17 protein-coding genes and 1 tRNA gene are annotated in these 12,345 nt (G+C 60.8%); 2 read left to right on the top strand and 16 right to left on the bottom strand.

Translation table 11 applies throughout. From position 1 onward, the window contains the following. Window positions 1-51 precede the first annotated feature (51 nt). The 12 genes from KF712_03090 to KF712_03035 all read right to left on the bottom strand — a co-directional run bounded on the left by KF712_03090 (window position 52) and on the right by KF712_03035 (window position 8,756). Window positions 52-1,572, bottom strand: coding sequence for an AAA family ATPase (locus KF712_03090; protein ID MBX3739951.1), 1,521 nt, complete (start codon window positions 1,570-1,572; stop codon window positions 52-54). 83 nt (window positions 1,573-1,655) lie between these two features. Then, the gene (locus KF712_03085) at window positions 1,656-1,886 is read right to left on the bottom strand and encodes a hypothetical protein (protein ID MBX3739950.1); all 231 of its coding nucleotides are present in this window, start codon (window positions 1,884-1,886) and stop codon (window positions 1,656-1,658) included. Continuing rightward, entirely contained in the window at window positions 1,883-2,095 is a 213-nt protein-coding gene (locus tag KF712_03080) for a DUF2997 domain-containing protein (protein ID MBX3739949.1), read from the bottom strand. Before KF712_03080 ends, KF712_03085 begins: the two co-directional genes overlap by 4 nt. Further along, window positions 2,092-2,475 (bottom strand): DUF1257 domain-containing protein, encoded by a 384-nt coding sequence (locus KF712_03075; GenBank protein ID MBX3739948.1) that lies wholly within the window; start codon window positions 2,473-2,475, stop codon window positions 2,092-2,094. The genes KF712_03080 and KF712_03075 overlap by 4 nt, the downstream gene beginning before the upstream one ends. A gap of 174 nt (window positions 2,476-2,649) precedes the next feature. Beyond that, window positions 2,650-3,660, bottom strand: coding sequence for a hypothetical protein (locus tag KF712_03070; GenBank protein ID MBX3739947.1), 1,011 nt, complete (start codon window positions 3,658-3,660; stop codon window positions 2,650-2,652). A 98-nt stretch (window positions 3,661-3,758) separates the two neighbouring features. Next, entirely contained in the window at window positions 3,759-3,908 is a 150-nt protein-coding gene (locus tag KF712_03065; GenBank protein MBX3739946.1) for a hypothetical protein, read from the bottom strand. Next, window positions 3,877-4,239 (bottom strand): hypothetical protein, encoded by a 363-nt coding sequence (locus KF712_03060; protein ID MBX3739945.1) that lies wholly within the window; start codon window positions 4,237-4,239, stop codon window positions 3,877-3,879. Before KF712_03060 ends, KF712_03065 begins: the two co-directional genes overlap by 32 nt. Beyond that, window positions 4,236-5,087 carry a PD-(D/E)XK nuclease family protein gene (locus KF712_03055; GenBank protein ID MBX3739944.1) on the bottom strand — a complete coding sequence of 284 codons (852 nt, stop codon included), beginning with the start codon at window positions 5,085-5,087 and terminating at the stop codon, window positions 4,236-4,238. The genes KF712_03060 and KF712_03055 overlap by 4 nt, the downstream gene beginning before the upstream one ends. After that, window positions 5,084-5,614, bottom strand: coding sequence for a hypothetical protein (locus tag KF712_03050; GenBank protein ID MBX3739943.1), 531 nt, complete (start codon window positions 5,612-5,614; stop codon window positions 5,084-5,086). Before KF712_03050 ends, KF712_03055 begins: the two co-directional genes overlap by 4 nt. A 212-nt stretch (window positions 5,615-5,826) precedes the next feature. Beyond that, window positions 5,827-7,590 carry a DUF5131 family protein gene (locus tag KF712_03045; protein MBX3739942.1) on the bottom strand — a complete coding sequence of 588 codons (1,764 nt, stop codon included), beginning with the start codon at window positions 7,588-7,590 and terminating at the stop codon, window positions 5,827-5,829. Between the two features lie 85 nt (window positions 7,591-7,675). Beyond that, window positions 7,676-8,023, bottom strand: coding sequence for a hypothetical protein (locus KF712_03040; protein MBX3739941.1), 348 nt, complete (start codon window positions 8,021-8,023; stop codon window positions 7,676-7,678). 304 nt (window positions 8,024-8,327) lie between these two features. Further along, the gene (locus KF712_03035) at window positions 8,328-8,756 is read right to left on the bottom strand and encodes a hypothetical protein (GenBank protein MBX3739940.1); all 429 of its coding nucleotides are present in this window, start codon (window positions 8,754-8,756) and stop codon (window positions 8,328-8,330) included. A gap of 105 nt (window positions 8,757-8,861) precedes the next feature. Between KF712_03035 and KF712_03030 the strand changes: the two genes are divergently transcribed. Continuing rightward, on the top strand, window positions 8,862-9,116 hold the full coding sequence (locus tag KF712_03030) for a helix-turn-helix transcriptional regulator (GenBank protein MBX3739939.1): 255 nt from the start codon (window positions 8,862-8,864) through the stop codon (window positions 9,114-9,116). Between the two features lie 184 nt (window positions 9,117-9,300). Here KF712_03030 and KF712_03025 read toward each other — a convergent pair. Beyond that, window positions 9,301-9,377, bottom strand: a tRNA-Met gene (locus KF712_03025). Window positions 9,378-9,487: 110 nt separating this feature from the next. Between KF712_03025 and KF712_03020 the strand changes: the two genes are divergently transcribed. After that, window positions 9,488-10,393, top strand: coding sequence for a hypothetical protein (locus KF712_03020; protein MBX3739938.1), 906 nt, complete (start codon window positions 9,488-9,490; stop codon window positions 10,391-10,393). A gap of 80 nt (window positions 10,394-10,473) precedes the next feature. Here the strand turns inward: KF712_03020 and KF712_03015 are convergent, their stop codons facing one another. The 3 genes from KF712_03015 to KF712_03005 form a co-directional block, all read right to left on the bottom strand. After that, a complete protein-coding gene (locus KF712_03015) occupies window positions 10,474-10,812 on the bottom strand; it encodes an NAD(+)/NADH kinase (protein ID MBX3739937.1) in 339 nt (112 codons plus the stop codon). 39 nt (window positions 10,813-10,851) lie between these two features. Next, window positions 10,852-11,328: an NAD(+)/NADH kinase gene (locus tag KF712_03010; GenBank protein ID MBX3739936.1), complete on the bottom strand. Its 477-nt coding sequence runs from the start codon at window positions 11,326-11,328 to the stop codon at window positions 10,852-10,854. 68 nt (window positions 11,329-11,396) lie between these two features. Continuing rightward, complete coding sequence (locus tag KF712_03005) at window positions 11,397-12,320, bottom strand: LysR family transcriptional regulator (GenBank protein ID MBX3739935.1); 924 nt, start codon at window positions 12,318-12,320, stop codon at window positions 11,397-11,399. Between the last annotated feature and the right edge of the window lie 25 nt (window positions 12,321-12,345).

The raw sequence follows: 12,345 nt of genomic DNA, 5'->3' as shown, positions 1-12,345 counted from the left end.
TTGGATGGAGCGTCGGGCGGCCGGCTTGCCTTAGGCGGCACCTTGCCGAAATCAGTTGTCTTCGAAGCGGCGGCGGGACCGTTTCTTCGGAACGGGATCATCGCCGCCGGCTTCCCGCGCCCGTCCTCTCGCCCAGTCGCGGAGACGGGCGATCTCGGTATCCATCTGGTGGATGATCGGACGGGTATCGAGGGCGGCCCGCGCCACATCGCGCAGCTTGGGTGTCCGATTTTCAGAGAAGGCTGCGAACATCGCCTCGACGAAAACCGCTTCGATCTCGGCCCCTGTGAACTGTTCGGTCACCCGGGCGAGCTCAACGGTGTCGAAATCGGTCGGCTTGCGCCAATGCTTCTTCACGACGACCTGCCAGATCATTCCGCGTTCAACCGCGGTCGGGATGTCCACGAAGAACATCTCATCGAAGCGGCCCTTACGGACGAACTCCGGAGGGAGTTTTGTCACGTCGTTGGCGGTAGCGACCACGAACACCGGTTTTTCCTTCTCCTGCATCCATGAAAGGAAGCTGCCGAACACCCGGGCGGTGGTGCCGCCATCGGTGCTGCCGCTGCTCTTGGTGCCGGAGAATCCCTTTTCGATCTCGTCGATCCACAGCACACAGGGAGCGATGGCTTCCGCAGTCTGGATCACGGAACGGAGATTCGCCTCGCTCTGGCCGATGATCCCGCCAAAGACTTTGCCCATGTCGAGCCGGAGCAACGGAATGCCGAACGCTGTGGCGGTCGCCTTCGCCGTCAGGCTCTTGCCGGTACCGGGGATGCCGACGATGAGCAGGCCCTTCGGTGCCGGAAGACCGAACTCCTTCGCCTCGGTGCTGAACGCGAGTTTCCGCGTTTCGAGCCACTGTTTCAGATGGTCCAGCCCGCCGATGGCATCGAGCGAGGGTTTGGTTTCGATGACTTCGACAAGTCCATTACGCTTGAGCGTGCGGGCCTTCTCGCGGGAAATGACTTCGGGATCGAGCTTGCCGGTCTCGACGACAGACAATGCGAAGACATTCTCCGCCTCGATGGTAGTGAGGCCGAGCGCGGCATGGAGGATCGTTTCGCGTTCATCCTCTTCCGGGTTGGCGAGCTTGGCCGATTCGACGATGCCATTGAGAACCTTTTCGAGTTCGGAAGGTCCCGGCAGTGCGAAGTCGATCCGGGTGATTTCATGGTCCAGTTCAGCGGGAAGCCGCAGGCGGCAGCCGAGCAGGATGAGCGCATGGCCGTTGGCCTTGGCGAGTCGAAGCAGATCCTTCAGCCGGCGGACCAACATCGGATCGGTCTGTTCCAGATGAAGCTGGAGGTCCCGCATCACGACGACATGGCGCGGGGATTCACCGGCGAACTTCGGCTCGATCAACTGGAGGGCTTCCAGCGGATCGGCGCAGGGTTGTGCCCGACGTTCGTTGGTATCCACCAGCCCCTCGGAGGAGGACCAGGCGGAGAGGTTGCGTCCGAGCTTGGCACAAGTGGCGGCGATTTCCGCCTCCGCCCGCGCTTCCTCGGCGGTGATGACGGCGAGCCCGGCGTAACCGGCCCGCAGGTAGGGAATGAGTTGTTGTTGCATGATGATGGATGTGGATGGGTTGAAATGAGAAAGCCCGGGTCTCCGAATAGGAGACCCGGCCGGGGATGGGTATGCCGGATGGCTCACCCGAGGTTTTCGCGTTCCCAAGCGAGGCAGGCCTCACGGGAAGGATCGCGGTGGACGATCCCGCCGGTGGCCACCAACGCGACTTCCCATTGCTGGGTTTCGTCGTCGAAGCGGACATCGGTGAGGCGTTTCACATGGATTGCCCCAAGGGAACGCAGGTCGATGGCCTCCGTGTAGAGACAGGCGACCTTGCCGGTGGGATCGAAGCGGAGGGTGGCGGAAGTCATGATTCCTCTCCTCCATGACCGAGTTGCTGGCGGAGAGGCTGGCTGGCCTCCTGCCGGACGAACTCGGGTTTCAGGGTGCGGGCGGCCCGGGAGCCAAGGGCGTCCTCGATCGCCTTGGTGGCGTCGGTGCAGCCCTTGCCCTGGAACCCTTCGGCCTCGACGGTGATTTCACCCGTGGGTGAAACCTTCACGAGAATGCGGCGGTTCACAGGGCACCTCCTTGTAGGGTGAGCAGCACGGTGCCGTCTTCGATGACCTGGCGGGAGGTGCGAAGACCACGGAGACGAGCTTCCCGCAGGGTCTTGTGGACGCCGTAGGATTGCAGGAGCCGACCGTAGCCAGCCCCCACTTCCGCCTCGACATGGCCAGCCCACCAATCGGCGGAGAAGCCATAACGGCCCCCTTCGACGGGATCGACGGCAATATCGTACGGACCCTTGAGCTGGATGACATGATCTGCCTTGCGGACCGCCCCGGCATAGCCGCGGCAGGTGGTGTCCGGGATGAGCTTGAGGTCCATCTCGACGCAGGCGTCGGCTAGCGCCGCCAGGTCGCGGACTTCGGTTTTGATCGTGGTGAAGTGAGACATGATGGTGTTTCTGGGTTCAGATTGGGTAGTGAGATTGGTGAAAATTCAGGCTGATGGGTGGATGTTGGCATTCGGAGTGATGGTGATGACGTGTAGTGTGTGGAAATGGAAACGGGCGGCCCGACGAATCGGACCGCCCGCGGCGGGTTGGCTGGGTGCGGCTGGCGATATGCGTCATCCCGCCTCGGCGAAGCGACGCACCCCCATCTGGCCGAAACGACTGAGGACATCGCCCGCGTCTCCATAGGCCAGCCGGACGGCGGATTCGCGCAGCCGGTCAAGACCCATGGTCAGGTCACGCATCGCACCGCCGCTGTTGCGGTAGTCCTCCGCGCTCCGGGTCAGCAGGTCCCGGCGGAACTTCTCCAGCGTCCCCTCTAGCTCACGGTCACCCGCGAAGTTGAGGGAACGGAAATCCTCGATGAACGAGGCCAGCCGGTTCAGGGTCCGCTGGTGGACGCCGTTCTCCGAACCCTCGATGGTGGCGAGGACCTCGGAGGCGAGCTTGGCGGTTTCCTGGCGCAGGGCCGTAACGCTCTCGCGGATGAACTCATCGAGGTCGCCATGGAGCTTCCGGGATGCTTCGTCGGCAATGCGCCGACGATCCTCCGCTACTTCCATCTGTTCGACACCTTCCACCACCTCCAGGCGGATGCTGTCGGGAGCGGCCACCTGGAACATCCTCGTCTCGAAGACGAACCGGTTCGCGATGGAGCCTGCCGGTGGGAACGATTGCTCGATGGTATGAAACAAGCGTTCCGAGCCACGGAGCTGGATGGATGCCTCCCGCCATTCGGCCAAGGCACGCTCCCGGAGCGGGGTGTAGTCTGCGACGAAAGCCAGTGTTTCGTCACGGAACTCCTCCCGCAGCTTGGCCAGTTTCTCCACCACCTCAGCGAGGCGTGGGTTGGGGACGAAGCGCGCGATGCCTCCGAGGAACGGAAAGCTCGCCGCTTCGACCAGGGCATGCGCCCGGGATTCGATGAGGGCAAAGCGTGACAACGCCTCGCGGGGGATGAGCCGCTTGTGGCCGAGCTGGATCAGCCGGTCGCTCACGGTGGATGGATCGAGCCCGAGGTCCTCGGGCGCGAGCTTCTTGCACCCCCGCCAGTAACGGACGGAGGTGGAGACGAGGACTCCCCGGCGGCAGATCGCGTCGAGGAGCGGTTGGTTCTGTGGATTCATGGTTCTGTTCAGGGGTTGGATTGGAAATGAAAACGCCCCCCGCGGTTCGGAACCGGGCGGGCGTTCAGCGAACCGGCATGATGCCGGAGGGATGGTCGTCAGTGACGCCGGACCTGGAGCCACATGAGTGCGGCCACCGCGATCAGGATCACCGCCCATGAATGGGACTGGATCAGTTCCAGCAGGAGTCCTGCGGCACCAAGCACCAGCACGACCTCAACGGCGATACGGGTACTCGTCGGGTTCATCTTCGTCGGGATAATGCCGGTCGATTACGCGGCGGCGGTAGCCGGGATCGTGATTCCGGCTGTCTGCCAGTTTCGGGTAGCTGTCCCCGGTGGAGGAACCTCCCCCACCATTGAACAGCCAGATCAACGAGCCTCCGGCCAACAGGCAGAAGGCGACGACGCGGACGGTTTTCCACCGCGAATCCGACACTTTCAGATCCGCATGGATGGCTTCCACCCGCCGATCGACCTCACGGCGGATACGGGCTTCCTCACGGCTCACGCCCTCCTCCTTGCAGGAGGAAAGCATCAGCAGCGGCAGCAGAAGCAGGATTTGGAAAAAGGCTTTCAAGCAGCCCTCCTTTCCACCCGCTCGTGCGGCAGCCAGACCGCGCATTCACGGCGATACTGGCACCAGCTACAGTGCATTCCCGGCTGCGGATGGAAACGATCCTCCGCGATGCCGGTGACGGCTGTTTCCAGAATGGCGGTCACCCGCTTCTTCCGGCGTTCATCCGCAGGCGGGGATTTGACCCGGATCACCTGCGGCGTCTTCGTCTTCACGAGGAACACCAAATCCAGCGACGGAGGGCTCTCGCCCGTGGCCGCCTCCATGAGGAGCTGGTAGGACACCAACTGGATTTCATGCTCGAAGGCCGCGTGTTCCACATCCGGCTTTGCTGCGGAGGATTTGAAGTCGATGGGAATGAGGTTCTCCTCGACCAGATCCACCGCACCGGTGAGCGGGACGGACAAGCCGGGGATTTCCTCGGTCAACTTCACTTCGACGGCGCGGGGCTTTCCTTTCAGAACTTCCGGACTGTCGAGGTAGGCGGCGACGATCCGCAGCCCGTCGGTGCGGGATTTCTCCCGCTCCGCCTCGTCGTCGAAGTTCACCGGCCCTTCTTCCCGCTCAAGACGGAGGAAAGCCTCTTCGTAGGCGGTGGCAATGGTTGTCGGGGAATCATCCCCACCCCGCCAGCGGGCGAGGTGGAACGCCTGCAATGCGGCGTGGACCGCCTTGCCCAGGTGCAGGTTCTTCGGCGTCGGCTTCTTCAGGCATGCCACCCGCTCGAAGTAAAATCGAAGACTACATGTTAGGTAAGACTTCGCTGCAGTTGGGCTAATGTGATCTGGGAATGTCCCTGCATAGGTGGCGAGGCCGGTTTCGAACCGCCCGGTGGATGACGGAGCGATCATGCGGCGTTCCTCCTTCCCGAATAAGCCGAACCGTTGGGGCGGCGTCGGCCGGAGGGTGGGCTTCCGCCGCCTCCATGGGTATCGAGCAACTCGTCGATCAGCCCGGAAGCCTCCATCTTGTTGAGGGTTTTGACACCCTTGCCGAAGCGTTCGTTGGCGAGCGCTTCGATGGAGGCTTTGTCGAGATGGTGCTCATCGACGATCTTCAGGATGAGTTCCCGCTGTTTGTCGGAGCATTTCCACGCCGGGTCTCGCTGCCAGTTGGTGGAGGCGTTGCCGGTGACCGGTGGACGTCCGTTCACGGAGCGCGGCGTATCCTCCATGCCGTAGTCGGCGGGAGGAACGAATCCCGTGATGAGGATCTGTTCGTCCACGTTCTGCTGAAGCAGTTGGTAAAGCCGTTCGGACTCTCCCCGGATGTCGTCGGTAGCCACCAATTCGGTCTCCACGGAGACGGAGAACTGGTGGGACGAGAACCCGGGAAGCCCGAGGCGTTTGGAATAATTCGCGATCAATTTGATGGCCATGATGGTTGGGGATTGGTGGTTGAAACGAAGAAGGCCCGACGGAGTGCCGGGCCTTCGGGAACATCAGAATCCATGGAATCCGCCTCGAGGCGGGCTCACAGACACCGGCGCAACAACGTGCGCTTCTTCGGTTTCATCTAACGCGGTGCAGGGCGGGATTTCATCCCTGCTCGCCATCCGGAGCATGTAGGCGGACATTCCGCCAAAAGACATCAGAGCAGACCCTTCAACCTCGAAAGCAATTCCCTCACCTCGGGTGAAGCATCCGCCAACGCCTCTTCCAGCTCGTTGACTACACATTTTCTCCTCTCCCCGCGGCTACGCTCCTGTTCCTGTGGGCTTTCTCTGGGAAGAACCTCGACCACAGCAGCCTCGACCTGATCGGCAGTCGGTTGTCCGCCCGCCGACCTGACCGCTTTTCTCCACGCCTCACGGGTCCTTTCTGGATCTTTTTTGATTCGGTTCAGCGGGCGTACCTGGGCCTCCGACAGCGGCGACATCTTGTTGCCATCTGGCAACGTCACATCTCCCACCATCCCGGCAATTCGAGCCGCGTCGATGATCCTGTGAACGTAGGATCTAGAGTGTCCTACCACACTTCCGCAGTATTCCTGCCAAGTGGAATATCCCCCCCTCCACAACTGGCCTTCTTTGATCTGGCTCAATGCCTGTCCCATCTCGAATACGGCCGCCACCCCTTTGCGGACGATTTTATCCAACCGGCGGAACTCGGTCTTTTCCTCCTTCGTAAGCAGATTAAAGGCGGGATTACCGGATACCCTTTCCTGGCGAGGGGAGACCTTGTGGATCGGCCTCATAAATGGGGTTACTGGTCCTTCAACCTTCCGGAATTCGTGGAAGTATGACGGAAACTCCCGTACCTGCAGCCCTTTTTCCCACTCACGCCAATCTCCACCATGAGGATCCTTGAGTTTGATCGGCTGGCCGGCACGGGTAGGATTTCGTCCGAGTTGCTTGAGGAAAAATGCTACCCCTTTCTCCCGGCAATGATCCCGCAGCTCCTCCGCCCATTCCAAGGCAAAGGGTCGGGTGAGATTACCCGAACCGGATTCCCCGCCGACAATCACCCAGTCAATCCCGGTCAAATCGAGTTTCTCAGGGGGAATGCGTTCCCATAGAGGTTCGATGGACAAACCTTTCACTGACGCTTCAACCGAACGCAGTTCATCGATCCGCTTCAACCTTTCAGGGTCGCCCCCCGTAACGGTGGTCATCGCACAGGCGTTTGATGGGAGCCCTCCGATTTCCGCTGCCAGTGCCGCCATGGAACCCGGGCGCTTGGTCAGCCATAACCACAGGTGACTGCTTCCCTTCTCAGATTTCATCGCCCCGATGACTTCACGCTTGAGGAAGCCGAAATCGCTACGGCGGCTCAGTGAGTCACCCATGTCGCTCACGAAGATCATCCGGGCAAATCCGTCCTTCCACGGTTCGTCGGGATGGGTGGATCCAAGCAAATCCTTCCATCCCGCTGCTTCCACACAGCGATCAGTGAACCCGGTGACATTTTCAAAGATGGGCGCATAACCCTTCTTGGGCGAACGTTCGGCATCCAGGATGCTCGCTCCCCGGTTCAGGTGCAGGACCGCGGCGTAACAAGTGATATGTTTCCGAATGATAGCCGACATCGTCGCGGCGACATCGCCCGCGATGTTCTGGTCGAACTCCTTTTTGGCAACAATCCGAACCCTTTCGACAAACAGGTTCCTCAGATGCCAGATATTGGTGGTGTTCACCGCTTTCTTCACCTCCGCTCGAACCGCCCCCTTTGCGAACTGTTCATGCACCAATTCCTTGAAGAGAACTTTACTTTCAATATTCAAGCCTGCCGCGGCGGCAACCGAATCGAGATCATCGAGAATAACTCCCGGGGCCGGAAACAGCTCACAACCTCCGCACCCCATGATCGGGTTGACGGTGGAATCGCACCACTGGATGGATGTTTTTTCGGACATGGGGGGAGGTCCCGCGTTAGTTCGGCAACTTCCTGAAAATCTGTCCAACGGAAAATCACCGAGGCCAACCACTACTGCAACCGGTCTACCGCGCTCGCCACCCCCACAACAACAAAGCTAATAGGAACACCACGATTCCCAACATCACCCAACTCCCTCGCCTATCGGTCACCCGTATCAACGGTGGATAGCCGAATTCCTTCCTCTGTGGAACCCGGCTGAGATCCACCTTGAACAATCGCGGATTCCACTCCCCCGCCACACCGTCAATCTCAAGCAATGTGCACCAACGGTACAAAACCTTTCCGGTGACCCGATAGGTCCTTCCCTTCTCGAAGACGCCCATCGCATGCTCCCGCTCGTAATCCTCACCGCCCTCGCCCACGAAAACGGCATGGCATTCTTCTGTAGATGCTTGGTCGTCCTTCATCATGGCGTAGGCACACTCTCCCGACGAATCTGAACCGGTCTCCGCCATCACCTTCTCAAAATCCGCTCTCTAAAAGCCAATCCAGCAGGTCTCCGGCCCACCCCACCCCCAACAGGATCAACCCGCCGAGGACAACAATGATGACTATGGCCGCGCACCCAGCCCGTTCCCAGGGGTTGCCATGATCTGGCCCCTTGGCGAACATACCGATAATGAAGGCCACGCCTATTCCCACCCAAATGACGGGCGGCCAGTCGCTGATTGGTCCCATGATGCTTGTCTCCGTTGAATGATCCCGCCGCTTTCCTCACCGACGCCCCCAGGGACGCTCCAGCTCATCTTTCGTCACCCACCAGATCGTCTCATCCCCCTCCAGCCTGATCGCCCGGAATTCCCTCTCGCGCCCCACGACCCATACCTCGGTTCTGCCGGGGATCTCCCGACAACCCTTCTTCTCAAGGTAGCGCTTCCACCTCTTCTCTCCGCCGGGATCGGTTACCATCTCGATGAGTCCCCCATCCTTGCCCGGGTATCCCTGCCGGCCACCGTCCCACAATATCCCCGCTCTGATCTGCCATGAGGGAGCGGCGATGGCAGGAGGAGCCTTGACCCACGCCTTCATCCCCTGTGAGCCGGAGCCAGTCGTCCCCGTCGGCGATACGTCATCGCAACTGGGAAGAATCAGGGACACCACGGATAGCGCGGTGATTCGAATCAGTAGGGAAAGGGAGTTCATCTGGATACAGGGAGGTGAATTCAAACAGGGACGTCTGGAATTTCAGACAAAATGTCCGGTATTCCAGACATAAGCAAGCGGATTTCCGGCTAGATGAAACGGGGCATGGATGCCCCACGAAACATTGTAGGACCCCAAGTCATTGCCATCCGCAACCAGCTCGGCTGGTCGCAGAGCAAGCTGGCGAGCGTTTGCCAACTTCAGGGGTGGGACGTCAGCCGGGGAGTCATCGCCCGGATCGAGGGTCAGGTGAAATGGGTGTGCGATACCGAACTCCTCGAACTGGCGAAGGCACTGAAAGTGTCGGTACCGGATCTATTCCCCAAGAAGGACTGGCGTGCGTTCAAGCCCAAGCCCTGAATTTCACTTAGCTTCACCGCAGTGTCTGTCCGATGGCCAGAACCCCTTCACCAATCCATTCAAGCCATTAAGCCAAGTTCGCCAAACCCGATCAAAAACATAAAAGTGTCTACAAAAGGTGTCTACAATCCCTCAAGCCAGAAAATGCAAAACCCCGAATCCTTTCGGATTCAGGGCTTTATGGTGGTTGCGGGAGTAGGATTTGAACCTACGACCTTCAGGTTATGAGCCTGACGAGCTACCTGGCTGCTCCATCCCGCGGTTGGAACCATGCGACTTGCGTCGCGGGGCCGGATGTTTAGGGGCGGACTCCGGACTTCGCAAGGGAAATTTTGCATTAAACCGAACTTTATGATTCTTTCGCGGCGACGATGGACCACCCACTCCTGATGACCGTTCTTTCCGCCGATGAATGGCGGGAGATGGCCCGCGCACATCATGAACGGGTGGCGCGCCATACGGGGCCTGCACGGCGGCGGAAGGACTGCGGGATCCCCCACCCGATCGAGGATTTCCTGTTCCAGTATTACCCGTTCCCGCTCTCGCTGCTGGAGAATTGGCAACCGGGTGCGGGTGTGGCGCTGGAATGGCCGGAGGGTGCCGTGTTACCGGAGGGGCTGTCCTTCCATCCACGGCATTATGTCCGGAGCGGTGGAGTGATTTCGGCGGAACCGGGGTTGATGACGGAAAAGGAACGCGGGCGCATTTCGTGGATCCGTGAGCTGCTGGCGGCGACGGCGTCCCGGCCGCCGTTTTTTTCCTGCCATGGCCTGCATGAGTGGGCGATGGTCCATGGCGGCGCGGAGGTGCGGCATGAGAAGGTGGCATCGCTGCGGCTGCCGCAGGCGGAGGTGGATGCGCTGGTGGAGGCACGCCCGATCTGCTGCTCCCACCACGATGCGTTCCGATTTTTCGCTCCCGGAGCCAGGCGATTCAACCGGCTGCTGCCATCGCTGGAGACACGGCTGGAGAACGAGCAGCCGGGCTGCGTGCATGCGAACATGGACCTCTACAAGTGGTGCGCGAAGGTGATGCCTTGGGCAGGCTCCGGGCTTCTGTTGGATTGCTTCGAGCTGGCGATGGAGCTGCGCGCGCTGGACATGCGGGCGAGTCCGTATGATCTGGCGGCGTGGGGGTGTGATCCGATCCGGATCGAAACGCCGGAGGGCCGCCGTGCCTATGAGGTGGAGCAGAAGCGACTGTCCTTTCTGGCGATGCGGCTGCGCTCCCGGCTGATCGCGCGGATCGACGTCACGCTGGAGCTGGCGGCGAGCTGAACCGGATCACCGGATTCAGTCCGCATGGGCTTTGCGGCTTATTCTCCGGGGCGGAATGAATTCCGCGGTCCCAGTTGCCATCACAGTCCCTGCCAGCGGAGCTTTTGCCGCAGCGCCTCGTAGAAAGAGCCGCCGTTCGGCCTGAGAAGCTTGAACGAGCGCGGGGATTTCCGGACTTCGATCCTATCGCCAGGGCCGATGAGTGTGTTGTCACGGCCGTCCGCGGTGAAAAGCATCGCCCCATCGCCATGGTCGTCGGGAAAGAGTTCGATCACCGAGTCATCCCCCACGACGAGCGAGCGCTGGCTCAGGCTATGAGGGCAGATGGGGGTGATGACCCATACATTCGCGCCCGGGTCCATGAGCGGGCCACCGGCGGAGAGGGAGTAGGCGGTGGAACCGGTGGGCGTGGCGACGATGAGGCCGTCCGCCTAACATCAGTTCCAGGAACTCGCCATTCACGGAAGCGCCCACGGAGACGAGGGGCGTGGTTTCCCCCCTGGCCAGGGTGATCTCGTTGAGGGCGGAAAACCTCCGCTTCCTTTCCGGGAGCGGCGCACGGTGGCCTGCAGCATCGTCCGCTCACTGATGCGGTAGTTTTCGCTGGTGATGGATTCCGCGAAGGCGTCCAGCTCCTCATCCGTGCAACTGGTGAGAAAGCCGAGGGTGCCGATGTTGATGCCCGCCACCGGCTTGCGGAAGTCGCCCAGCCGCAGTACGGCGTTGAGCATGGTACCATCCCCACCCAGCACGGCGGCGACGTCCACTTCCTGTGCGAAAAGCGAGGCCGGGATGCCTCCGGGTTCATCCATCAGCCTGGCCGCCTGATCATCCAGGATGGTCGTGCAGCCCCGGGACTCCAGCGCCTGCCGGAGGTCGTTCAGGGTGCTGACTGCTCCGGGTTTGTCAGGGTTGGCGAGGATTCCGATTTTCAAAATGAAATGACTGGCGATTCCTACGCCATACGAGCGGGAACTGGATGGTTTTCCAAGGTATTTCCCTCTCAATGTTCAAATGCCGACAGGGTGCCTGACAGCAGTGCCTTCAGACCGGCAACCGCCCGATCCGGAATACCCGAACGATCGATCGCCCTACGGTTCACAATGAGGACCAATTCCCTCCCCAGTTTCCAGCGGGGTCTCCTGCCGCTGATCCGGCGCGGATCGAATTCGGCGGAAGCAATCTCGGGCAGGACGGAGGGCAGACCGGAGATCCTGGTAAGCCGGGCGACCTGGAGAAAGGATGGCATCCTGGCCACGATCCGGGGCGTGATCCCATGCTCCGAGTACCATTCCTCCAGCTTCCCCTGGAACTCTCCTCCCGGCAACAGACCACCCATCTCGAGCGTTCCCAACACTTCTTCCGGGCTTACATGGCTCCTCCACACCGCTACCGGGGCGAACACGGAGTAACGGAGTTCCCCCAGCCGCCATTTTTTCATCCCGGCGTGCACCGCGTCCGCCCTCACCACGCCGAAATCAAGCCGACCGTCAGACACCTCCGCGACGATCTCCGCGCTCCGGAGTTGCTCAAACTCGATGAGCGCTCCTCCCAATGTTTCCCTGATGCCGGACAAGGTGGGAAGCAGGAGCCAATCCAGAACACTACCCTGTGCACCGATCCTCACACAGACCGGCCTGCCTGCGGAGGATTCCCGGAAATCATCCAGCTCGGAGAAATGGCGGCGGATTATTTCGGCCAGCCGGTATCCCTGCGGGGTGATCTGGATCCGCCGCCCCACCAGGCGTGTCAATGGGATACCGAAGTATCCCTCGAGTTCCTTCAGTTGGCGGGAGTACTGGGACTGCCTCACGGGGTCCCCCTTGGCCGCAGCCGACACGCCGCCAGCCCCGACCACCATCAGAAATGCCCTCATGCGGTCCAGTGACAAACCCGATATGGAGAAGAGCCGTTCAAATTCTTTCATGACTACAAAGTCATGTAACTGACAC

Source organism: Akkermansiaceae bacterium, assembly GCA_019634595.1.
GTDB lineage: Bacteria > Verrucomicrobiota > Verrucomicrobiia > Verrucomicrobiales > Akkermansiaceae > Luteolibacter.
The sequence above is the reverse complement of the archived record's forward strand: the minus strand, read 5'-3'. Positions and strand labels throughout refer to the sequence as shown.

What these genes read in the sequence shown, in the direction of transcription:
- KF712_03020 (MBX3739938.1), top strand. Translation starts at nt 9,488, where the DNA reads ATGGACCACCCACTCCTGATGACCGTTCTTTCCGCCGATGAATGGCGG.
- KF712_03055 (MBX3739944.1), bottom strand. Translation starts at nt 5,087, where the DNA reads ATGATCGCTCCGTCATCCACCGGGCGGTTCGAAACCGGCCTCGCCACC.
- KF712_03030 (MBX3739939.1), top strand. Translation starts at nt 8,862, where the DNA reads ATGGATGCCCCACGAAACATTGTAGGACCCCAAGTCATTGCCATCCGC.
- KF712_03090 (MBX3739951.1), bottom strand. Translation starts at nt 1,572, where the DNA reads ATGCAACAACAACTCATTCCCTACCTGCGGGCCGGTTACGCCGGGCTC.
- KF712_03005 (MBX3739935.1), bottom strand. Translation starts at nt 12,320, where the DNA reads ATGAAAGAATTTGAACGGCTCTTCTCCATATCGGGTTTGTCACTGGAC.
- KF712_03075 (MBX3739948.1), bottom strand. Translation starts at nt 2,475, where the DNA reads ATGTCTCACTTCACCACGATCAAAACCGAAGTCCGCGACCTGGCGGCG.
- KF712_03040 (MBX3739941.1), bottom strand. Translation starts at nt 8,023, where the DNA reads ATGATGAAGGACGACCAAGCATCTACAGAAGAATGCCATGCCGTTTTC.
- KF712_03070 (MBX3739947.1), bottom strand. Translation starts at nt 3,660, where the DNA reads ATGAATCCACAGAACCAACCGCTCCTCGACGCGATCTGCCGCCGGGGA.
- KF712_03065 (MBX3739946.1), bottom strand. Translation starts at nt 3,908, where the DNA reads ATGAACCCGACGAGTACCCGTATCGCCGTTGAGGTCGTGCTGGTGCTT.
- KF712_03085 (MBX3739950.1), bottom strand. Translation starts at nt 1,886, where the DNA reads ATGACTTCCGCCACCCTCCGCTTCGATCCCACCGGCAAGGTCGCCTGT.
- KF712_03045 (MBX3739942.1), bottom strand. Translation starts at nt 7,590, where the DNA reads ATGTCCGAAAAAACATCCATCCAGTGGTGCGATTCCACCGTCAACCCG.
- KF712_03050 (MBX3739943.1), bottom strand. Translation starts at nt 5,614, where the DNA reads ATGGCCATCAAATTGATCGCGAATTATTCCAAACGCCTCGGGCTTCCC.
- KF712_03035 (MBX3739940.1), bottom strand. Translation starts at nt 8,756, where the DNA reads ATGAACTCCCTTTCCCTACTGATTCGAATCACCGCGCTATCCGTGGTG.